The sequence below is a fragment of the Microcoleus sp. B5-D4 genome (genome assembly GCF_036705145.1).
Taxonomy (GTDB): domain Bacteria; phylum Cyanobacteriota; class Cyanobacteriia; order Cyanobacteriales; family Microcoleaceae; genus Microcoleus.
On record NZ_JAUBTV010000015.1, the window covers coordinates 88,200 to 111,069 of the forward strand.

Here is a 22,870-nt window from a genome sequence, read left to right on the forward strand (position 1 = left end):
ACAGTAGCGAAGTCAAGTTACGAAAGTTTACAGCAGCAGTTGAGTGAACGCGAAAGTTCGATCGCTTCTTTGCAGCAGCAATTCGCTACTGAAAAGCAAAATCTCGAAAGCCAATTAGCCGAAACAGTAGCGAAGTCAAGTTACGAAAGTTTACAGCAGCAGTTGAGTGAACGCGAAAGTTCGATCGCTTCTTTGCAGCAACAGCTAGCCGAAAGAGAACACCGCGAACACGAGTTTCAGCAGCAATTAGCTGAAAAATCGAGTTCTTTGGAATCTTTGCAGCAGCAATTCGCCGAAAAAGAACACCGGGAACACGAGTTTCAGCAGCAGCTAGCAGAAAAATCGAGTTCTTTGGAATCTTTGCAGCAACAAGTCGCCGAAAGAGAACACCGCGAACACGAGTTTCAGCAGCAATTAGCTGAAAAATCCAGTGCTCTGGAATCTTTGCAGCAACAAGTCGCCGCAAGAGAACACCGCGAACACGAGTTTCAGCAGCAATTAGCCGAAAAATCCAGCGCTCTGGAATCTTTGCAGCAGCAATTCGCCGAAAAAGAACACCGGGAACACGAGTTTCAGCAGCAGCTAGCAGAAAAATCGAGTTCTTTGGAATCTTTGCAGCAGCAGTTAGCAGAAAGAGAACACCGCGAACACGAGTTTCAGCAGCAATTAGCCGAAAAATCCAGCGCTCTGGAATCTTTGCAGCAGCAATTCGCCGAAAAAGAACACCGGGAACACGAGTTTCAGCAGCAGCTAGCAGAAAAATCGAGTTCTTTGGAATCTTTGCAGCAGCAGTTAGCAGAAAGAGAAAGTTCGATCGCATCTTTGGAACAGCAATTAGCTACCGAAAAGCAAAATTTGGCACAGCAATTGCAGCAAACCGTGTCCAAGTCGAGTTACGACTCTTTGCAGCACGAGTTAGCAGAAAAGTCAAGTGTGATCGGCGATTTCCAAGTTCAACTAACCAAGTTGCAATCTCTAGAAAATCAATTGAGCCAGAGTGCGGCGATACAGCGAAATTACGACGCTTTGCAGCAACAGTCTCAAGAACAGCTAAGAACCATCAAAACTTTACGGGAACAGCTAGCTCAAATGCAGGCTGTGGCTGGGATTGGCGAAGCTTATCTCAACAAGTGGCGCCGTCCCTGATTCTCTCATCAACACGGCCCAGTCTAACGCTCCGGGTGCCCCCGGAGCACCTTACCCCTAAAACGTCCTCTAAACTCGGCCTCCTTCCTCTTGTAGCGATAGATTTCAACCTGTCGCTACAAGAGCTTTTTATTGCAAAATATGAGCATACTATTAAGAAATATTACAATAAATAAATTTATGACAGGCGATCGCACCCCTTTAGGCAAATCCAATCCAGCAGACACTAAGGGCCGCGTCACGGTAATTGGAGGTGGCATCGGCGGGCTGACAGCAGCAGCCCTGCTAGCCCGCAGAGGATACAAAGTGCTAGTCTTAGACCAGGCGATCGTCCCCGGAGGATGCGCTTCCACCTTCAAACGCAAAGGCTTTACCTTCGATGTCGGCGCCACGCAGGTTGCAGGATTGGAACCCGGAGGCATTCACCACCGAATTTTCTCAGAATTAGACATAGAACTTCCTGCCGCGACACCCTGCGATCCCGCTTGTGCGGTGTTTTTGCCGGGAGAAACCGCACCGATTAGCGTGTGGCGAGATCCGCAAAAGTGGCAGGAAGAAAGGCAGCGACAGTTTCCCGGAAGCGAACCTTTTTGGCAATTATTGTCTGCATTGTTCCAAGCTAGCTGGAAATTTCAAGGGCGCGATCCAGTTTTACCGCCCAGAAACTTCTGGGATTTCTGGCAATTAATTCAAGCAGTTCGTCCCGATACTCTAATTACTTTGCCTTTCACTTTTATGACAGTGGGAGATGCTTTGCGGCTTTGTGGGTTGGGCGACAATTTGCGCTTGAAAACTTTTCTGGATTTGCAGTTAAAATTGTATTCTCAAGTTGATACCGAAGAAACGGCGCTGCTTTACGCGGCGACGGCTTTAGGAGTTTCGCAAGCGCCGCAGGGATTGTATCATCTACAAGGAAGTATGCAGGTATTGAGCGATCGACTGGTAGAGGCGATCGAACTCTACGGCGGCAAAGTCCTGTTGCGGCATACAGTTGAAAGTATTGTCACCGCCAACGGCAAAGCCATCGGTACAGTGATTCGCAATCAAAAAACAGGCGAAGTTTGGACAGAAACAGCCGATCGCATTGTTGCCAACGTGACCGCGCAAAATCTAGTAAAATTGTTGTCAAGCGAGCCAAGTCTCGGCAATTTAATAGATAATTTATCGGTTAAATCAGAGACTTCAGAGACAAACAACCAACTGCCAAATCAAATGGCAGGCTACAAATATCGAGTCGATAAATTGCCGCCCGCATCCGGTGCTTTTGTGATATATTTGGGAGTCCATGAAAGCGCAATTCCCGAAAATTGTCCGCCCCACCTTCAGTTTCTCTACGATTACGACGGCGAGATTGGGGAGAATAATTCATTATTTGTTTCAGTCAGTCATCCGGGTGATGGGCGAGCACCGGAGGGAATGGCGACAATTATCGCTTCGTCATTTACTGATACTCGAATGTGGTGGAATTCGGTTGATTATGAAGGATTAAAGCAAAAATATACCGCAGGGGCGATCGCCCGTTTGAGCGAATATTTCAATTTGACGCCAGAGTCGATCGTACACCAAGAAGCCGCCACCCCCCGCACCTTTGCCCGCTACACAGCGAGAGATAGAGGCGTTGTGGGTGGCATTGGGCAGCGAATACCAACCTTCGGCCCCTTCGGATTTGCCAACCGCACACCAATTAAAAACCTCTGGTTAGTCGGCGACTCCACCCATCCCGGAGAAGGAACTGCCGGTGTTTCCTATTCTGCTTTAACAGTCGTGCGACAAATGGAAGCCGCCTCTAAAATCTAAGAGGAAACGGCAATGCAGTTTCCCTAGCGCAAAAAATAATTAATCGCGCGAGAGATGTAACTATCGCGCGATTAATTTTAGGGAATAGTTAACAGTTAACAGTTAACAGTTAAGTGTTAACACTCAACAGCCAACCGTCAACAGTCAACAGTCAACAGTCAACCGTCAACCATCATTCCGGTGTCAACGGAATTGATATCAACTACATTCTCTGACTACTTGATAGCAATCTTTGCGCCCACAGCTTCAAGCTGTTTCTTCATTTCTTCAGCAGCTTCCTTAGCAATAGCTTCCTTAACTGCCTTCGGTGCAGCTTCTACCAAGTCTTTCGCTTCCTTCAGACCCAGACCGGTAATAGCGCGGACTTCTTTCAGAATTGCGATTTTCTTGTCAGCAGGAACTTCTTCAAGAATCACGCTGAACTCAGTTTGTACTTCTTCGGGTTCAGCAGCGGCAGCAGCAGGGCCGCCCATCATCATCATGCCGCCTACAGGAGCAGCAGCGCTGACGCCGAAAGCTTCTTCAATTTGCTTGACCAATTCAGATGCTTCGAGCAAAGTCAAAGACTTAAGTTTGTCCAAGATTTCATCAGTTGCAGTAGACATTTTTTGAACTCCTAGTTCGATTGTGGATTGTGGATTGTGGATTGGGGATTGCTCATTAATTATGAGTTTCTTGTCTCCAGTCATGAGTTTGTTTCTCAAAACTAACGACTGTTGACTCGTGACTAATTACTAATGACTTACGCAGATGTGCCTTCAGCTTCTGCTGGTGCTTCTGCTTGAGCTTCTGCTGGTGCTTCTGCTTGAGCTTCTGCTGGTGCTTCTGCTTGAGCTTCTGCTGGTGCTTCTGCTTCTACTGCTGCGGAATCGCCGTCTTTTTCAGCATAAGCTTTAAGACCGCGAGCGATCGAAGTAGGAACTTGATTGATACCCACAGCCAACTTGGTTGCGACACCGTTGATAGCGCCAGCAATTTGAGCCATGAGTTGTTCTTTCGACGGCAGATCAGCTAATGCTTTAACATCAGCTTCTTTCAGTACCCGTCCTTCCATCACGCCGCCGCGAAGTTCAGTCTTCTTAGAGACTTTTTGGAATTCTTGGTAAGCTTTAATCGCGCCGCCAATATCTTCTTGGACGAACAGGAACGCCGACGTACCGGTCAGCAATTCTTGTATCGGCTGCCAGGTTTCGTTGCCTTCAACAGCAATTCGCATTAGCGTGTTTTTTGCCACTTGGCAACTGCTGCCTTTCGGACGCAAACGCCGACGCAAATCTGTGATTTCAGCAACAGTTAAGCCCGTGTAGTCAATCACGATCGCCAGTTGAGATTCGCTCAAGGTTTGCTTGAGGTCTGCAATAATCTCATTTTTTACTGCTAAAGTTTTGCCCATACTTATTTCACCTCCTTTTAGGATCGAAAACTGCCCACCAAAAACCCCGACCTTAGAGCCGGGGCAGAGAATTAAAAATTAACAAGTCAGAATTAAAAATAGAAAATTTCTAATCTTTGAGTCTTGAGTTTTTATTTCTTCAGCCTCGGCAGGAAATTAAGCGGTCGGCACCTGCGGTCTTCAGCTTATTGATTTTTGATTAGGCTATCATCAGAAGGCAGAGATTAGCAAGGGTCTGGCGTAAGTCTTGTGAGAGATTTACACAGACAGCCGAAGCTGTCTTTTACCTTCTGCCTTCTGCTTAATTCTTTCTACGCAGCATCAAGTTTGGTATCGCGCAGAGCACTGATATCGACTTCGATCGACGGGCCCATTGTTGCGGATACGTACAAACTGCGCCAGTAGCGACCTTTAGCACCAGAAGGACGGTTGCGGTCAACTGTTTCTTGCAAAGCATGAAGGTTGACGAGCAAATCTTCCGCTGAGAAAGCTGCCTTGCCAAACATAACATGAACGATGCCAGTTCGATCGGCACGGAATTCTAGTTTACCACCTTTAAACTCGTTGATCGCCTGAGCAATGTCAGTCGTCACCGTGCCACCTTTCGGAGAAGGCATCAAACCACGCGGGCCCAACAACCGACCCAATTTTGCCACCAACGGCATCACGTCTGGGGTAGCAATCAGGCAATCGAAGTCCATCATGCCCTTCTGAATTTCATCGATCAACTCTTCAGAACCAGCAATATCCGCGCCGGCATTCAGAGCTTCTTTAACTTTTTCGCCCTTAGCAATCACCGCAATTCTGACTACTTGACCAGTTCCTTTTGGCAGCGATACAGTTGTCCGCAACTGTTGGTCAGTATATTTCGGGTCAATTCCCAAACGGATGTGAGCTTCAGCAGCTTCGCCAAACTTAGCGGTTGCTGTTTCTTTCAAAAGTTGCAGAGCTTCCAGCGGTAGATAAGGTCTGTCTTCAACTTTCTTTTGAAGTTCTTGCAGTCTTCGCGATACTTTCTTTGCCATTGTTATCTCCTGGGGTCAGTCGATTTTAGATTTTAGATTTTAGATTTTAGATTGCACATATCGGACAATCTTAAAATCTACCCGTTTTCGGTTACTAGCGAAGCTTTGCTTCTCCCCCTGAACCGACTTAGGATTTGCGATTTGAGCTTGAAGATTTTAGCTTCAAAATCCTGAATTACTGACAACTGCCAACTGTCAACTGACAACTGACAACTGACTTCAATCCGCGATCGCCACGCCCATATTTTTAGCCGTTCCTGCCACAATTTTCATAGCAGCCTCAACATCATTAGCATTGAGGTCAGGCATTTTGGTTTCAGCGATTTCTCGCAGTTGAGCCTGTGTAATCGAGCCTACTTGCTTGCGATTAGGTTCTCCCGAACCCTTAGCAATGCCAGCGGCTTTTTGAATCAAAACCGAGGCCGGCGGAGTTTTGAGAATAAACGTAAAACTGCGGTCTTCAAAAACCGAAATTTCTACCGGAACCACCAGACCTGCTTGGTCTGCGGTTCTAGCATTGTACTCCTTGCAAAACATCATAATATTGACGCCGTGCTGACCCAATGCTGGGCCGATCGGAGGAGCTGGGTTGGCTTTTCCCGCCGTAATCGCCAACTTAATTACTGCAACAACTTTCTTTGCCATTAGTTAGTTCTGTTTCTGAACCTGATTGAACTCCAATTCTACAGGCGTATCGCGCCCAAAAATCGAGAGTAAAACTTTGAGCTTGTTTCGTTCCGGGCTAACTTCAATCACATCACCTTCAAAATCCTTAAACGGCCCGGAAAGTACCACAACGTGGTCTCCAGCAGACATCGATACTTTGACAACTGGTTCTGATTCCTGAGCGTTTCTGAAGATCCGTTCTACTTCCGAATGACTCAGAGGTAGCGGTTTGACGTGACCCCTGCCGCGCCCGTAGCGGCGTTTCTGCTCTGCCCCGACAAAATTAATTACATTCGGGGTATTCTTGATCACCTGCCACGTATCCTCGTCCATAAACATACGGATGAGTACGTAGCCGGGAAAGATTTTTTCATCTGACTGCCGCCTGGAACCGTCTTTGCCGACTTTGATTGCCGGAGTTTGCGGAATTTCTACTTGAACGATGCGATCGGCAACATCCAAAGTTTGAATCCGCTGCTGCAAGTTTGCCTTCACGCGCTTTTCGCAGCCAGAGGCAACTTGAACAGCATACCAGCGAGCATCAATCTCCGGCACATCTGGCGATGCTGCCTGTCCCGTCGCTTCTGTGGAATACTCAGATTCTTCTGATGCAAAAGTCATGGCCCAAACACCTTTCCCGCGCCCCAGTTAAAGAAGTTATCCACCAAATAGATCAGGCTTGCTGAGAGGATGACCATCAAAAGCACGGCCAAAGACTCGCTGATTAGCTGCTGCCTGCTGGGCCAAACCACTTTGTCGAGTTCTTCTCTAGTTTCCTTAAAAAAACCCGTAGGATTAAACCCAGGCGCCGTTATTTCTTGAGTTTCTTGAGCTTCGTCTTTTTTCGCCACGATTCAATCCCCCTTGCGATTTTAGATTTTAGATTTTAGATTTTAGATGGTGTGAGTGGCCCGCGGCTCTCAGATTTTGTGACACTAACCACTTACGCCCAAGTCCCAAATCTCAAATCTAAAGCCACGACTTTTTTACAAGCCCAACCAATCAACGGCGTAAATGCCGATCGCCGAAACCGATGATCGAGAAGCCACACCGAGCATTTGTTGATGGCATTTTTTGCGAACCGCCCACAAAAATTAATTCTACCCGAAAGTTTGCGGTTTTGACTGTTGCCAGCCAATAATCCGGGCGCTTTCGGGCAGAATTTAAAGTTTGGTGATTCAGCGCGCCCTGGAGGACTTGAACCCCCGACATCAGGTTTTGGAGACCTGCGTTCTACCAACTGAACTAAGAGCGCACAGGTGAGGTTGCTGAAATTCGCTTAACCTCTAGATTTCTATTTTAACACAGTGCGCTCGTAAATGGGAAACTTTTTTTGAATTTTTTAAAATTTCCCATGAACCATGAACCAAGGGAAAGCTGGGTGCATTCCTACAGGGAGCGATCGAACCGCTGTTTGACGCGAGTAGCTTTGCCCACCCGATCGCGCAGGTAGTAAAGTTTTGCTCTGCGGACTTTCCCGCGGCGCATCACTTGGATCGTGGCGATGCGGGGCGAGTGAATCAAAAACACCCGTTCCACTCCGACGCCCTGAAACACTCGGCGGACGGTGATTGTTTCATTAATCCCGCCGTTGCGCATGGCAATCACAGTCCCTTCGTAGGGCTGAACCCGTTCTTTGTTACCCTCTTTAATTTTCACGCCGACTCGCACTGTGTCGCCCACGTAAATTTCGGGGAGTTGTTTATTAAGTTCTTGCTTGACTCTATTTATTTCTTCCGTTTCTATAGAACGGATTATTTCTGCGCCTTTCATGGGATTTACCAAAACTCACAATCCCTTATCATATATCGAAATGCCCGTTTTATGTCAAAAAATTTCTATGTTAGATACCTCTGGGGTCGTATTTCTGCAACTGGGGGCAATGGCTGCACTGGCCTTGTACGTCGCCGCCAACTTGGGGGCAAACGATGTCGCTAACTCGATGGGGACATCCGTAGGCTCGAAGGCGCTAACGCTGCGGCAGGCAATAATTGTTGCAGGCATACTGGAATTTTCCGGCGCAGTGCTGTTCGGCCAAGGAGTTTCCGAAACTCTGGCAACAGGAGTTGTGAATGCAGATGTGTTCTCTACTCAGCCGCAAGTATTTTTAATCGGGATGGTGTCAGTGCTGATAGCTAGCGGGATCTGGCTGCAAATCGCTACCAGTCGAGGTTTGCCGGTTTCTTCATCTCATGCAGTGGTGGGCGCGATCGCGGGTTTTAGCTGTGTGGCAGCCGGAATTAATGCAGTTGATTGGCGAACCATCGGCACGATCTCCCTAACTTGGGTGGCGACACCGATCGCCAGCGGTGCTTTAGCAGCGCTATTTTACAGTGGGGTGAAGTATTGGATTCTCGATCGGCCAGATCCTCTATTTCAACTGCGCGAGTGGATACCTTGGCTGAGTGCAACAATGCTGAGCGTATTTGGGATAATTGTACTGCCGTCTGTTGTGAATGTCGCTTTGGTGCAGACAGGGGCGATCGCCGCCGCGCACGATCGATTTGGCTGGAATCTGCCAATTCACGATATTGTCATTGGCATTGGGAGTATTGGGGCGATCGTCCTGACACTCAATAGCTGGAAAAAATTAGAATCAGTTGAGAAGGAAGAAGGTTCGGCAGCGGATTTTGTAACAGATGTAACGGATGTAACGGATGCAAGGAATAAGAAAGAGGGAATATTTTCCCAATCTCCCACTCTCCCCCTCTCCCCCTCTCCCCCTCCCCGCCACTCTCCCATCGAGCAACAAATGGCGAGATTTCAAGTCTTGAGCGCCTGTTTTGTAGCCTTTTCCCACGGTTCCAACGACGTAGGAAATGCAGTTGCTCCCCTAGCTGCGATCGCCTACATCCGGCGCACAGGTTCCTTTCCCTCAGAAGATTTCAGCGTTCCCCTGTGGATTTTAGTCCTCGGAGGCGCAGGAATAGTCATCGGTTTAGCCATCTGGGGCAAAAATGTAATTGCCACAGTCGGCGAAAAAATCATCGAACTCCAACCAAGCGGCGGATTTTGCGCGGAATTAGCCACAGCCACCACAGTCTTGCTAGCATCCCGCTTCGGTTTGCCAGTTTCCACATCCCACGCTTTAGTCGGTGCAGTCGTCGGAGTCGGGCTGATCAAAGCTTGGAAAACAGTACGCTTGCAAACTTTGCTGTCAATTGGTTCGGCTTGGCTGGTGACAATTCCGATCGCAGCAGGTTTGGCTGCTATCATCTTCAGCATCGCGCAATCCATTGGGCAATTTTAGATGTTAGATTGAGGCATTTCAGAACAGTCATCACTCAACAATCACGGATGGATGCTGCAACCCGACTCGATCTAATTCATCTGCGTTAATCTGTGTTTATCTGCCCTCATCTGCGGTTTTAAAAAGAGAATGTAAACCGCAGATGACAATGGATGGACGCTGATTCACGCAGATGAAGATAAGATTCAGGACTAATAGCACTTTCGCACATCAAACCCGGTTGCGGCACACCAGCACGCGGGCCGCTCAATCACTTAATTCCTTCTCCAAGCAATGCTTTAGCTGTTGAGCCAGCACCTCGACGCAGGGTTTTCTCAGCATAGTCAGGTGATTCCCAGGAACTCTAATCACCTCTACTTTTTGGGTCGTTAATTCACTCCAGCCAAGAGTCCGATCTTGATTACTCATGCTTAGCTGTTCCCTCGATCTAAACAGAGTAATTCGCTGCGGATAAATTTTCGGTACATAGCTGAGAGTTGCTTGACTGTTAGCCTGAAATACAGTAAACATCGAAGGAATTGCCAGCTCGCGCCAGTTGTGTTTTTTTGACTCTTGAGATAGGATGCTAACCATAACGGCCTGTTTCCAATTCCAGCGATGCAAAAAATTAGCTGCCAAATTAAGCATCTTATTTAATTTCGGGAATTTGGCAGCAATACCGCCACTTTGAACATTTTCTGCCGCAGCCACCAAGCGAAAATAATCTACTACAAAAGGCCAGATAGAGCGCGAAACAGTAGTCATAATAAACTTGCAACCGTCCCAAAAAGAAGGTTTGTTAGCAGAAACCGGCGCTAAAGTATCCAGCACAGCAAGTAAAGCCACTTCATCCCCCGCTGCGAGCAACTGTTGAGCCATCTCAAAAGCAACCAAACCTCCAAAAGACCAGCCTCCTAAAAAATAAGGCCCTTTTGGTTGAACGGTACGCAAGGCTGCGATGTAGTCAGCCGCCATGTCTTCAATGCTAGTTAACGGAGAACTTTCGCCGTCAATACCCTTTGGTTGCAGCCCGTAAAAAGGTTGATTTTCTCCTAGCCCAAAGGCTAACTCGCAATAAGGAAATACGACGCCAAAGATGGGATGGACGCAGAAGAACGGGGGATTTTTACCGCGAGGCTTAATTGCAACTAAAGGCGACCATTCCAGAGAATTTGTTTCTGAAGATAGCGAATCTGCTAAACCTTCAATTGTCGGATTTAAAAAAAGAGCAGACAGCGGCAATTCGCGCTGAAATTTCTGGTTAATCTCATTGATGAGGCGGATTGCCAGCAGGGAATCTCCACCCAAATCGAAGAAGTTATCGCGAATGCCAACGCACTCTGCGTTGAGGGTTGTGGCCCAAATTTGGGCGAGGGTTGACTCGGTTGGTGTGCGAGGTGCAATGCAGCTTTTATCTATGGAATTGCTAGTTAGATTCCCCGGTGCAGGTAGGCGCAGGCGGTCAATTTTGCCATTTGGAGTTAGGGGCAGAAAATCCATTGCCACAAAAGCACTGGGAATCATGTAATTGGGCAGTTGTTGTTTAAGGAAATTGCGTAGTTCCCCGGGATTAAGCGTCTGATTGTGATTGGGGACGACATAAGCAACTAGGCGTTTGTTGCCGGACAAATCATCCCCAGCAACCGCCGCTGTTTCTTTGACTGCAGGATGCTGAACCAGCAGCGCTTCAATTTCTCCCAATTCTATTCGATAACCGCGAATTTTTACCTGTTCGTCAGTGCGGCCTAAAAACTCAATATTGCCGTCGGGAAAATAGCGAGCTAAGTCACCAGTTTTATAAATTCGTTCTTTTGCTTTCTGGCTAAAGGGATTAGCAATAAATCTCTGGGCGGTTAATTCGGGGCGGTTCAGGTAGCCTCGCCCCAATCCGCTGCCGCCGATGTACAATTCACCGGGAATTCCAACGGGTACAGGCTGTAAATTTTTATCTAAAATATAGAGTTGAGTGTTGGCTATTGGGCGGCCGATGGGCGGTTTTTTGCGTGAAGCGAAGCTATCCCGCAGGGAATCGCCAATTTCGGCCAAACTTGACCAGACTGTCGCTTCTGTAGGGCCGTAAGCGTTAAAAAATCTGCGCCGGGAAGCCCAGCGTTTAACAATATCCGGGGAACAAGATTCGCCAGCACAGATGATTGTTTGCAGTGCGGGAAGTTCGGCGTTTGGAAGGACAGCTAGCAGCGAGGGCGGGAGGGTAGCGTGGGTAATAGCATTGTCCTGCAAAAATTGGATTAATGTTTGTCCTGGCAACAAAGATTCTTTTTTGGCACAGTAAAGTGTTGCTCCGGTTCCTAATGCCATGAAAATCTCAAATATTGAGGCATCAAAACTCAGGGAGGCGAATTGCAAAATGCGGTGATTTGAGGTTAAGTTAAAAGCTTCTATTTGAGCTATGGCTAAGTTGTATAGTCCCCGATGTTCGATTAAAACGCCTTTGGGTTTTCCGGTTGAACCAGATGTGTAAATAACGTATGCTAGGTGTTCTGGTAGGATATTTGTAGTTGGATTTTCTGGGCTTTTTCGGGCGATAATTTCTCTGTCGGAGTCCAAACACACTACTGAAAAAACTCCGAATTTTTCCGGCTGGGTTAATTTTTTTGCTAAGTGCTGCTGAGTTACCAAAATCGGCACTTGAGCATCTTCTAACATGAAGTTAAGGCGCTCTTGAGGATAAGTTGGATCTAAAGGCAGGTAGGCTGCGCCTGCTTTGATAATGCCTAGCAATCCGACGATCGCATCTAAGGAACGTTCTACACAAAGGCCCACTAAAATTTCTGGTGCTGCTCCCAATTGCTGCAAGTAACGTGCAAGTTGGTTGGCTTGGCTGTTGAGTTGGCGGTAGGTTAACTGCTGGTTTTCAAAGACGGCGGCGACAGCATCGGGCGATCGCGCGACTCGCTCTTCAAATAGCTGATGGAAACACTGGTTTTGCGGATAATCTCTCTGAGTGTCATTCCAATCGATTAATAATTGCTGGTATTCTGGCGCTGTCAGCAAAGCCAAGCCGCTGAGGTGCTGTTTGGGATTGGCAACAATGGCTTCGAGCAGCGTTTGGAAATGTCCCGCCATGCGCGCAATTGTGGCGCTATCAAATAAGTCTGTGCTGTAGACAAATTGCCCTCGAATACTTCCTGCATCTTCCCACAAGTGGCACTCTAAATCTAGCTTGGCGGTTCCTGCGTCAAAGTCGATCGCCTCTCCAACGATTCCCGGCAATTCTAGCGCTGCTACAGGAGTGTTTTGCAGGCTGAAACTAACTTGAAATAGGGGGTTGCGGCTCAACTCGCGATCGGGGTGCAATTCCTCAACCAACTTCTCGAAGGGCAAATCTTGGTGAGCGTAGGCTGCCATTGCGACGTTTTTTACCCGATGCAATAGTTCCCGAAAAGTTGGATTTCCTGATAAATCTGCACGCAGCACCAAACTGTTGACAAAAAAACCGATTAATGCTTCTATTTCGCTCAAGTTGCGATTGGCGATCGGCGTTCCTACTGCAATATCTACTTGTCCTGTATAGCGGTACAGCAAAGTTTGAAAAGCGGCTAGTAGAGTAATAAATAAAGTCGCGCTTTCTTGCTGGCTAAATGACTTTAGCGCCTCGCTCAAAGCAGGTGATAGTGTTATAAATTGTTTAGCGCCGCGGTAGGATGGAACGGCTCGTCTTTGCCTGTCAGTTGGTAGATTGAGTGTGGTAATTCCGTTTAACTGCTGCCGCCAATAAGCTAACTGCGTTTCTAATACTTCGCCCTGCAACCATTGGTGCTGCCACTCTGCAAAGTCGGCGTACTGCACGGGCAGTGCTGGTAAGTGCGAGATCCCATTTTTTACAAAGGCTGTGTAAAGCGTTCCCAGCTCTCGAATTAGCACTCCAATCGACCAACCATCAGCCACAATATGATGTAAATTCAGCAACAATATATGTTCTGTTTCACTGAGTTGTAACAGCGTTACTTTAAATAACGGCCCGGCGGCTAAATCGAAAGGGCATTGCGCTGCATCAGTTGCGAGTTGCAGCGCTGCGGTTTCCTGCTGAGCTGGCGAGAGATTTTGTAAGTCGATTGTGGGGAGGGATACCGTTAAAATGGGAGCAATAACTTGTACGAGTTCCCCTTCCAAAAGCGTAAAAGTAGTGCGTAAAGTTTCATGCCGCTGCACAATTTCATTGAAAGTTTGCTCTAAGCATCTTAAGTTGAGCGAACCTGTTAAGCGGAGCGCTGTTGAAACATTATAGAAAGGATTACCCGGTGCTAATTGATTGAGGAACCAAAGCCGCTGCTGAGCAAACGATGCTGGAAATACAAAAACTTCTGTTTCTTGCTGCATACTTATCGAAATTGCATCCTGTTCAACAGCCATCCTTTTCATTTACTTTCTCCATTCAACATCTTGCCCAAGCCAAAAACCATCTTAAAATTATCTGCGTTTATCAGCGTTAATCTGCCCTTCATCTGCGGTTGCTCTATCAATCAAAAAATTATGCAATAGGTCCATTAAAAGATGATAGCTTCCGCCGCCGACTATCGCGCGAAATCGGCACTAAAGCCGGAACTTCACTTTTAGCATTCTTATCTTTCAAACCCTCAACAATCTTAGATAATTCTGCAATTGTCGGCGCTTCAAAAACCCGGCGCAAAGGCAACTCTACCCCGAAAGCATCTCGCACTCTAGAAACAAGCTGAGTCGCCAGCAGCGAATGGCCTCCCAATTCAAAGAAATTGTCCCGGATACCCACTCGCTTTATCCCCAAAACCTCAGCCCAAATTTTCACTAAAACTTCCTCAATAGAAGTATGAGGCGCAACATAACCGCCAGCCCATTCTAACTTAATCGGCTGCGGTACAGGCAAAGCGACGCGATCGACCTTTCCGTTAGCCGTCACAGGTAGCGACTCCAGCACCACAAAAGCCGACGGAACCATATATTCCGGCAATTTTTCTGCTAGAAAAGCCTGCAACTGTGGCACTAATTTCCGTGCTGCTTTAGCTTGTAAGGGATTGTTAGCATAAGAGCGCCAAGGACGCAAGCTATCGCTTCGGGTTTCTCGCACAAAATCTCTAATTTCGCCCCGTGCAAACACTACATCGTAGCGCCCTTGACCGTCGGAATTAGACCAACTAATATTAACATTATACGGAACTTCCAAAGCATACCACGCTTCGGGATCGACTCCTAAATCCTCGACTTTTTCCACGGCTTTCTGCAACTGACCTGCTGTTGTAAATTTATCGACAACAGACAGCAACTCTGCCGCCTTAACTGCTGCCGTTACCCGCGCATTAGGCACATTAGCAATGCTTAAAAAATCGAGTTGATTTTGCCATAATATTTGTTGCACCTTGGTAACAGTCAGATTCTGATTTTCATCCAACCAATCCAGGCGTTTTTCTGCGCCCCGCTCCCCTTTTGGCGATGATTTGGGGCGTGCTGTTTCAGACGCAATATGCAAAATAGCATTGTACCGAAAATCAGTTAACTCATTGCGATCGCTACCGCGAATTAATTGAATCTCTACGCCGCCAATCTGCGGAAAGCGGTGCTTTAATGCGCCAAAAAAATCTGGATCGATAACTAACTCTGTTTCTTGAAAAATTTGCATTTGTACTCGCTGCTGCAACTGTTCGCCCGCGAGAGAAGGTTCGGCTTGATACAGTTGTACCGAAGCGTGAAAAGCTGCCAGCAACGGCAAGCTGCGGACATCTCCGATGAATATAAAGCCGCCGGGGGCAGTTGCTTTCACCGCACCTTCTAGCACCTGCACGAGATAGTCGATAGTCGGGAAATATTGCACGACTGAGTTGAGAATTACTGCGTCAAAAGCGGCTGTCTCTACTCCTGCAAAGTCAGTCGCCATTTTCTGAAGCAGCGTTACATTAGCTAACTGTTGAGTTGCCAAGTGCTGCCGAATATAGTTGAGCGAAATAGGTGAAAAGTCTGTTCCGCAATATTGAGTGCAGCGAGAGGCAATTTGGAACAGCAACAAACCTGTGCCGCAGCCAATTTCTAACACTCGGCTAGGCTGCAAAGCTAAAATTTGGGCGGCTTGATTGTTCGCCCAGTCGCGCATCTGTTCTGCTGGGATTGGTTGATTAGTATAGCTGCTATTCCAGCCGACAATATTAAATGTTGGATCTGAGTCAACAGCAGGTTGATTGTAAGTTTCATTGTAGAGCATTTGCCACTGCAAAACCTGTTCGTCCTGCAATTGCATTATTTGGTTTTTTTCGCTGGCCTTGCTATATTCAGGATTCAGGGCAATATAAACTACTAAACGTTTATCTCCCTGTCCATCTTCCGAAGCTATTGCTACAGTTTGCTGCACGGCCGGATGTTGAGTTAATACTGTCTCGATTTCTCCTAATTCGATGCGGAAACCGCGAATTTTTACTTGTTGGTCAATGCGTCCTAAAAATTCAAGGTTGCGATCGCCTCTGTAGCGCACTAAGTCGCCGGTTTTGTAAATTCGCTCTCCTGAATTTGGTTGAAAAGGATTGACAATAAAGCTTTTTGCGGTTAAATCTGGGCGGTTGAGGTAGCCGCGAGCTAGTCCGTTTCCGCCGATGTACAATTCGCCCACAACCCCCATTGGTACGGGCTGCAAATATTTGTCTAATATGTAGATTTGAGTGTTAGCAATGGGGCGGCCAATTGTGGGGGCGATGTCTGTTTGCTCTGTTACAGGAATATAACCGGAAGTTGTGACGACGGTGTTCTCGGTTGGGCCGTAATTATTTACTAGCTTAAATGGATGGGATTTTAAAGGATGTTGTTGCAGTTTTTCGCCGCCTGCGAGCAAGATTCGCAACGCTGTTGTTTGAGGCCAATCTAATAGCAAAACTTTCTCTGCTAATGGTGTTGGCAAAAAGCTAATGGTGATGGCTTTTGATACTAACCAGTTTTGCAGTTTTTCAGGATCTCGCCTGATGTCATCTTCTGGAAAGTAGATGCTAGATCCCGCGGCGAGATAAGGCCAAATTTCCCACCCGCAAGCATCAAAGCCGATCGCTGCTATTTGCGTTGCCCGATCGCCCGCTGACACCCCAAACTCTCTTTGATGCCAAAAAACGAGATTTAACAAGCTCCCGTGCTCAATTTCAACTCCTTTCGGCTTTCCCGTGGAACCGGAGGTGTAAATCGCGTAAACCAGATTTTCGGCTGTGGCTGCGCTGGTGGGATTGTCGGCGATTTCTTGGGAAATCATCTCCCAGTCTGTGTCTAGAAAAACAACCCTTGGATGGTGAATTTTATCATCTGACTGTGTTTCTAAATTTTGCACTTCGCCATCATCCACCAGGGAATAAATTCCCTGGCTCATAGCTGAAGTCGGCTGAAGCCGACTGGAAACTTGTCCTCCTTCAGTCGTCTTTAGACGACTTTCGCTATTAGACAGGGAATTTATTCCCTGGCGGGTAAGCAATTCTGACTGTGTTTCTAAATTTTGCACTTCGCCATCATCCACCAGGGAATAAATTCCCTGGCTCATAGCTGAAGTCGGCTGAAGCCGACTGGAAACTTGTCCTCCTTCAGTCGTCTTTAGACGACTTTCGCTATTAGACAGGGAATTTATTCCCTGGCGGGTAAGCAATACTGACACTTGAGCATCTTTTACCATAAAGCTCGATCGCTCAGCAGGATAGCTCGGATCTAAAATTAAGTAAGCTCCTCCCGCTTTCAGGATACCCAACATCCCCACGATCAGATCGAGCGATCGCCCGCAGCAAAGCCCGACTAAAACTTCCGCCCCAACCCCCATTTTTTGCAAATAACGTGCTAGTTGGTTGCTGCGAAAATTTAGCTCTCCATAGGTGACTCGCTCCTCTCCAAATACCAGCGCCACCGCATCCGGTGTGCGATCTGCCTGCATTTCAAATAGTTGATGGATGCACAAATCTTGCGGATAATCCGCCTGAGTATTGTTGCATTCAACTAACAAACGATCGCGCTCTTGGGCGCTCAAATATTGCAAATTTGCGATTCGCTGTTCGGGATTTGCCACAATGCTTTCTAACAGAGTTTGAAAATGCCCGATCATGCGCGCAATCGTAGCTTCATCAAATAAATCGGCGCTGTAAATAACCATGCCGCTGATACCCTCTGAGCTATCAACCCACAGCTTATTGCTGGGCGATTGGTTGCTTCCCGAGCTGTTGGGCGATCGCTCCCACAAATGAAACTCCAAATCAAACCGCGCTGTACCCACATCTAACTGCTGCGGGCTCAGTGTTAATTCTGGCAATTCTAACCGATTCCCCGGCGCGTTTTGCAGCGCAAACGCCACCTGAAATAAGGGATTTTGGTTCAACGCGCGATCGGGGTGCAGTTCTTCTACTAACTTCTCAAACGGCAAATCTTGGTGAGCGTAAGCTCCTAATGCTACCTCTTTGACTCGGTTTAAAAGTTCCCGAAAAGTTGGATTTCCCGACAAATCTGTACGCAACACCAAACTGTTGACAAAGAAACCGATTAATGCTTCAATTTCACTGCGGTTGCGATTGGCGATCGGCGAACCGACAACAATATCTTCTTGCTGGGCGTAATGGTAAAGCAACGTTTTAAAAGCTGCCAGCATTGTCATAAACAGCGTCACTCCTTCGCGCTGGCTCAACGTTTCTAAAGCCTCGCTCAGTTGTTTTGGCAGTTGCAAAAATTGCCTTTTGCCTCGGTAACTTTGAATTGCTGGCCTGGGGCGATCCGCAGGCAAATTTAGCATAGAAATGCCGTTTAACTGCTGTCTCCAGTAAGCAAGCTGCGTTTCTAAAACTTCCCCTTGCAGCCATTCGCGCTGCCATTTGGCAAAATCAGCATACTGGATCGACAAAGCCGGTAAAGGCGAAGGTTTTTCGCTAGCAAATGCCGTGTAAAGTGCGCCTAATTCCTGAATTAGCACTCCGATCGACCAACCATCGGAGACAATGTGGTGCATATTCAGCATTAGTAAATATTCGGCATCATCTAACTGCAATAATGTGACTCGCAGCAACAAGTCATTGGACAAATTGAAAGAGCGTTGGGCTTCCTGGGCCGTGAGCCTGTTTGCTTCAGTTTGTCGAGATTCCTTTGGCAAGCTTCGCAAATCCACTACATTAATCGGGAGGTGGAAAGCAGCAGCTATTCTCTGAACTGGTTGCCCCGAAACTACTGCTAAAGTCGTGCGTAAAGCTTCGTGGCGGCGCACAATTTCATTGAAGGTTTGTTGCAGCGCCGAAAAATTGAGCGAACCTGTCAAACGCAAGGCTGCGGGAACATTATAAAAAGGATTGTTCGGGACTAATTGGTCGAGAAACCACAAGCGCTGCTGTGCAAAGGAAAGCGGTAGATTTCCGTCCCGCCCCATCGGAACAATCGGTGTAGGAGTGAAACTAGAAGTACGATTAGCTGCTTTTAAAAATGAAATAATTTCGGCTTTTTTATGAGAAATTTCGGCGCGCAGTTCTGGTGTAATAATTCCTTCAGGAGCGTTGCAGCGCAGGATCTCGCCCTCAATAAAAATATTAATATCTAGACTGCGAAGGTAAGATAAAAACTCAACTAACTCCACCCTGACAGAATCTCTGGCATTTGGCGATGAACTCGCTATTTTTGGATCGGGCATTTTGAGTCATCCTGTCATTACTTGGGCAAATCAATCAAAGAAATTCCACCAGCGCACAAGTTAAGAGCTTAACTTACCGCTTGCCGACTGTGGCCTAACCTAAGTATGATTCTGTGTCAACTACCCGCCATCAAGCGGAGTACCGCTATGATGGGGGCTTGTATCTGAACTCCACCGCAATTCCGAAAACCTAGATAGGATTTCAGCTTTGGTTTCAACGCTCGACACATTAGGGGATGCTGACAAGCTCCCCGTGCTAATCCAGTCTTGCCGAACCAGCAGCGTTCTCATCGTAATATTTCGCGCACCAACCAAATCAGCGTGTAACTCATGACCGCAACATTCACACCGAAATAACAGTCCTTTGTTAGGTCTATTGGCATCTGAGGTATGTCCACATTTAGGACAACTCTTCGATGTGTAATGCGCTGGAACTTTAGTAGCCAGAGAGCCGTTTAGATTAGCCTTGTAGTCGATATAGCCGTGCAACTCGGCAAACGACCACTTAGCCTTACTTCTGTTAGCTCGACGCTGTTTTTTACTAGCCTTTTTCCCGGACTTAGATTTATTTCTATCTCGGATTCCGGTCAAGTTCTCTAGTCCAATCAGGCTGTTAGGCTTGGCAATTTCCTTGCTAATTTGGTGGTTCACATCAGCGATAAACCGTCTTTCTCTTCCAGATAACGCGATTAGTCTTCGCTTTGCCGAACGAGTGTCTTTACGCTGAAGAGTCTGTCTAGCTTTGTGATAGCGGTTGGCTTTATGTCTAGCTTCTTTTCCTGAGTAGAATTTAGACTTTTTTTGTAAGTCTGTTTCCACCGCTAAGTAGCGCATACCCACATCAACACCAGAAACTCTGGTTATTTTTAGTGGATCTAGCTCAGGTACTTCTACTTCAATGCTTGTCATTAAGTAGTAGACTTTAGAAGAACGCTGATAGACAATTTTAGCAGCTCCAATTTTAGCACCCTTAGCAATTAAATCTAGATGCTTGCTGTAACCATCATACGGGACTACTATTCTACCTTGCAGTGTGATAATGCTCACTTGTTGCTCGGTCTTAAAAGAGTAGTCTCGCTGGTAGTTTAGGGTACAAGTTCGAGAAATATACTTAGGGGGTTTATCTAGCCCTTTGTACCGTCTCTTCGTGTAACCCTTGGCAATAGCATCGTTAGATTGTTTTACTTTGGACCAAAGGGTCTTATAGGTAGCAGATACTTGCCTGGGTACATTGCAAGCCATTTGCGCTCCCAGCCCAAATCGAACTCGCAATTCGTTGTAGACAGCCTTCTGCAACTTAGCGCCATTACTGGTTTTACCCGCTTCAAAAGCGACTTGTGAAGTATAGTTCAAGGCATCCCGGTAAGCTAAAGCCGTCTGAGACACCAAGCATTTTTGCTCGGCGGTCAGGTTTAGTTTCAGCTTGGCGGTGATTACTTGAGGCATTATTTTCACGAACTCTGATATTATTGTATCTCGTGAAAGGGACGAGGGCTAGTGGCAGAGCAATATTTGTTCGCTCCTCGACCGCCCCCTCACTTTCGGATATCTAAAGATTGTCGGTTTTGCTCGGGGGCGGATCTCTTCGCTCACGCGCATTCCTCCCGTCACTCACTCCTTGTACAGGTAGAGTGCGGGACTCCTGCTGTTTTAGTTGAATCCGCAACCAAAATCCTACCCAAGGTTTCAGCTTATGCCGTTCATGCCCTTCAATTTCCTGTTTTTATGGCTGGTGGGCCTACTGTCCATCGGCGTACTTGGCGGAGGTATATACATTGTCTATGAATATTACATCGGCGAACTTGTAGGGATTTCCTACTTAGTCAGCGGAGTGTTGATGCTTCTTTGGTCTGTTGGCGGCCGCTTTATCAGTTTGCCGCTGTTCCGCCGATCGGGTACTGACGAACCGAAGCCGACGCGGACGGGTACGGTTCAGCGAGTAGAGAGGCCTGATGGCACTATTTTACAAGTAGAATTCTACGGCCCAGAGGACGGACAGCCGATTATTCTCTCACATGGTTGGGGGCCGAACAGTATGGTTTGGTATTACGCGAAACGGCAACTAAGCGATCGCTACCGAGTGATTGTTTGGGATCTTCCAGGTTTGGGAAAATCCACTCGACCAAAAAACAGCGACTACTCCCTAGAAAAATTTGCCCGCGATCTCGAAGCCGTCATTGCCATAGCAGGAACTAAACCTGTTATCCTACTTGGACACAGCATGGGCGGCATGATTTCTCTAACATTCAGTCGGCTTTTTCCAGAACTTCTCGGTAGTCGAGTAGCTGGTTTAATTCTGGTAGATACGACTTATACTAATCCCGTAAAAACCGCTATTTTTAGCAGTTTATTACGCGCTTTGCAGAAGCCGCTGCTCCAACCTATCCTCTATCTCACCATAGCTCTTGAACCCATTATGTGGGGAATGACTTGGCTGAGCTATCTCAATGGTTCACTGCACATCAGTGTAGAATTATCGGGATTTAAAGGCACTGAAACGCGCGGTCAATTAGAGTTTTCCGCTTTCTTATCAGCCTTGGGTTCTCCCGGCGTTCTCGCTCGCGGCACATTGGGAATGCTCAAATTTGACGAAACAAAAACTTTGCCATCAATTGACATTCCAGTGTTGGTGATATGCGGCGATTCAGATATTGCCACTACCCCCCCAGCTAGCCTGCGAATGAAAGCAGAATTACCTCAAGCAGAGCTAGTTACTATACAGAAAGGAGGACACATGGCATTAATTGAGCATAACCAGCAGTTTGCAGAAGCTGTCAGGGCATTCTGCACTGAAATTTCGTGACTAAAAATGTGAACTAAAATCTTGTAAGTCCTGGCTGTGGCGGCCTTAAAATTCGGTGTTGCACAATTTGAGGATGGTTCTTGTCGGGTGTCCCGCCTGCTTCTACTTTATTTTTAAGATCCTGCAAGCAACCTTACCAGCGCATAGGCAGCCCCAGCCTTTAGCAGCTCATCCATCTAATAAACGAGCCTCACTCACGATCAGAATCGATCGCTCTCTTTTTCGGCGTTTCAACAAGCACAGAAATCGCGAGCAAACTTAGCCCAATGATTTTAATCAAGGCGTTGACTGCGTGTGCATACTCCCATTGGTCACGATACCGCGTCCAATCTGCTGGAACGGGATTCGTCAACCATTGGGCGAATTCAGCATTCATTGGCGCAACAAACATGATCCAACTCACAAACCCCAGCACCAAAAGAATCGCTCCGCCCAACGTCCAGTAAAAAGTTGAACCATGTTTGCGAACAAGAAATGTCAGCACGATTGCTGTCAAAATCGCTGTAATTTCAAAAGCTGCGCCGACTGAGCCAAACAATTTATACACATTTTCAAAGACCGTCACTCTCACCCAAAGTTGCTGGTCAAACTGCATTCTTTGTGGCAACTCTAGCAAATGTGTCATAGACAAACTTAGGCTAAATGAAGCCAGCATCAGTGTTATGAATCGCCACGCTCGTATAAATGTCATGTTGCTTTGCCCTCCAGCATATATATCTCTCTGCAACTTATGTTGTACCAATAATGAAATGCTGCGTAACTATCGGAGGCCATAACTAAATTAGCTGATGAGTTTTAATTTTCTAACTAGCAACCTCATAGATACTCCAACTCTATAGAACCCATTTGACATCTTAGGAAGAGGCTGCAAGCCTCTTCTACTTTTGCCGAATTTTTGGTAACTTAATAATGAAGAGGAGCGAGTTTAAATTATGTGAGTAGGTTGAAGCGAATTAAATAAATTAAAGCATCGCTTTACTTTGAAATAAGCAAACTGTTTCTCACCAAAAAATTGCCGTCGAATGTGATTGCCAGTCCTTCTCCATCTAAAATCCGTCGTAAATTACGTTGACTTTCGCAGTCACCGACTCGTTGAATCTAGCGTCATTACTCACAAGTTAAGCTAAAACCCACATTCCGCAGATATTTAGACAAATTTAATAGTTTTAAATTGGGAGGCATAAAGCCATGGAATCAATATATA

At 46.9% G+C, this 22,870-nt stretch carries 16 protein-coding genes, 1 tRNA gene and 1 other annotated feature; of the genes, 4 read left to right on the top strand and 13 right to left on the bottom strand.

Translation table 11 applies throughout. The features are described 5' to 3' along the window. Together QUB10_RS10185 and QUB10_RS10190 are read left to right on the top strand one after the other, a co-directional pair. Positions 1–1,146 (top strand): CopG family transcriptional regulator (locus QUB10_RS10185; protein ID WP_333201747.1); only part of this gene is annotated, 1,146 nt, incomplete at its 5' end. 180 nt (positions 1,147–1,326) lie between these two features. After that, the gene (locus tag QUB10_RS10190) at positions 1,327–2,943 is read left to right on the top strand and encodes an FAD-dependent oxidoreductase (protein ID WP_333201765.1); all 1,617 of its coding nucleotides are present in this window, start codon (positions 1,327–1,329) and stop codon (positions 2,941–2,943) included. Between the two features lie 215 nt (positions 2,944–3,158). Here QUB10_RS10190 and rplL read toward each other — a convergent pair whose 3' ends face one another. The 9 genes from rplL to rplS form a co-directional block, all read right to left on the bottom strand. After that, on the bottom strand, positions 3,159–3,548 hold the full coding sequence (gene rplL, locus QUB10_RS10195) for a 50S ribosomal protein L7/L12 (RefSeq protein WP_333106664.1): 390 nt from the start codon (positions 3,546–3,548) through the stop codon (positions 3,159–3,161). Positions 3,549–3,685: 137 nt separating this feature from the next. Beyond that, on the bottom strand, positions 3,686–4,336 hold the full coding sequence (gene rplJ, locus QUB10_RS10200; protein ID WP_333201749.1) for a 50S ribosomal protein L10: 651 nt from the start codon (positions 4,334–4,336) through the stop codon (positions 3,686–3,688). 29 nt (positions 4,337–4,365) lie between these two features. Next, positions 4,366–4,538, bottom strand: a sequence feature (ribosomal protein L10 leader region). A gap of 109 nt (positions 4,539–4,647) precedes the next feature. After that, on the bottom strand, positions 4,648–5,361 hold the full coding sequence (rplA, locus tag QUB10_RS10205) for a 50S ribosomal protein L1 (RefSeq protein ID WP_190663916.1): 714 nt from the start codon (positions 5,359–5,361) through the stop codon (positions 4,648–4,650). A gap of 219 nt (positions 5,362–5,580) precedes the next feature. After that, positions 5,581–6,006 carry a 50S ribosomal protein L11 gene (rplK, locus tag QUB10_RS10210; protein WP_333031062.1) on the bottom strand — a complete coding sequence of 142 codons (426 nt, stop codon included), beginning with the start codon at positions 6,004–6,006 and terminating at the stop codon, positions 5,581–5,583. A 3-nt stretch (positions 6,007–6,009) separates the two neighbouring features. After that, the gene (nusG, locus tag QUB10_RS10215; RefSeq protein WP_332953948.1) at positions 6,010–6,648 is read right to left on the bottom strand and encodes a transcription termination/antitermination protein NusG; all 639 of its coding nucleotides are present in this window, start codon (positions 6,646–6,648) and stop codon (positions 6,010–6,012) included. Then, positions 6,645–6,878 (bottom strand): preprotein translocase subunit SecE, encoded by a 234-nt coding sequence (gene secE / locus QUB10_RS10220; protein WP_333166850.1) that lies wholly within the window; start codon positions 6,876–6,878, stop codon positions 6,645–6,647. Before secE ends, nusG begins: the two co-directional genes overlap by 4 nt. A 151-nt stretch (positions 6,879–7,029) precedes the next feature. Next, a complete protein-coding gene (locus tag QUB10_RS10225; protein WP_333054361.1) occupies positions 7,030–7,239 on the bottom strand; it encodes a hypothetical protein in 210 nt (69 codons plus the stop codon). Continuing rightward, positions 7,210–7,282: transfer RNA gene (locus QUB10_RS10230), tRNA-Trp, on the bottom strand. Before QUB10_RS10230 ends, QUB10_RS10225 begins: the two co-directional genes overlap by 30 nt. 134 nt (positions 7,283–7,416) lie before the next feature. Continuing rightward, positions 7,417–7,800, bottom strand: a complete 384-nt coding sequence (gene rplS, locus QUB10_RS10235) for a 50S ribosomal protein L19 (protein WP_172186532.1) — start codon at positions 7,798–7,800, stop codon at positions 7,417–7,419. A gap of 40 nt (positions 7,801–7,840) precedes the next feature. On the opposite strand from rplS, the gene QUB10_RS10240 reads away from it, so the two are divergent. Further along, positions 7,841–9,277: an inorganic phosphate transporter gene (locus QUB10_RS10240; protein ID WP_445300754.1), complete on the top strand. Its 1,437-nt coding sequence runs from the start codon at positions 7,841–7,843 to the stop codon at positions 9,275–9,277. 246 nt (positions 9,278–9,523) lie between these two features. On the opposite strand, the gene QUB10_RS10245 is transcribed toward QUB10_RS10240, so the two are convergent. The 3 genes from QUB10_RS10245 to QUB10_RS10255 form a co-directional block, all read right to left on the bottom strand. Next, positions 9,524–13,630 carry an amino acid adenylation domain-containing protein gene (locus QUB10_RS10245; RefSeq protein ID WP_333201753.1) on the bottom strand — a complete coding sequence of 1,369 codons (4,107 nt, stop codon included), beginning with the start codon at positions 13,628–13,630 and terminating at the stop codon, positions 9,524–9,526. A 118-nt stretch (positions 13,631–13,748) separates the two neighbouring features. Further along, complete coding sequence (locus QUB10_RS10250; RefSeq protein ID WP_333201755.1) at positions 13,749–18,863, bottom strand: amino acid adenylation domain-containing protein; 5,115 nt, start codon at positions 18,861–18,863, stop codon at positions 13,749–13,751. Positions 18,864–18,983: 120 nt separating this feature from the next. Next, entirely contained in the window at positions 18,984–20,309 is a 1,326-nt protein-coding gene (locus QUB10_RS10255; protein WP_333201757.1) for a transposase, read from the bottom strand. Between the two features lie 247 nt (positions 20,310–20,556). On the opposite strand from QUB10_RS10255, the gene QUB10_RS10260 reads away from it, so the two are divergent. Next, on the top strand, positions 20,557–21,666 hold the full coding sequence (locus tag QUB10_RS10260; RefSeq protein WP_333201759.1) for an alpha/beta hydrolase: 1,110 nt from the start codon (positions 20,557–20,559) through the stop codon (positions 21,664–21,666). 190 nt (positions 21,667–21,856) lie between these two features. Here the strand turns inward: QUB10_RS10260 and QUB10_RS10265 are convergent, their stop codons facing one another. Then, positions 21,857–22,291 carry a hypothetical protein gene (locus tag QUB10_RS10265; RefSeq protein ID WP_333201761.1) on the bottom strand — a complete coding sequence of 145 codons (435 nt, stop codon included), beginning with the start codon at positions 22,289–22,291 and terminating at the stop codon, positions 21,857–21,859. Positions 22,292–22,870 lie beyond the last annotated feature (579 nt).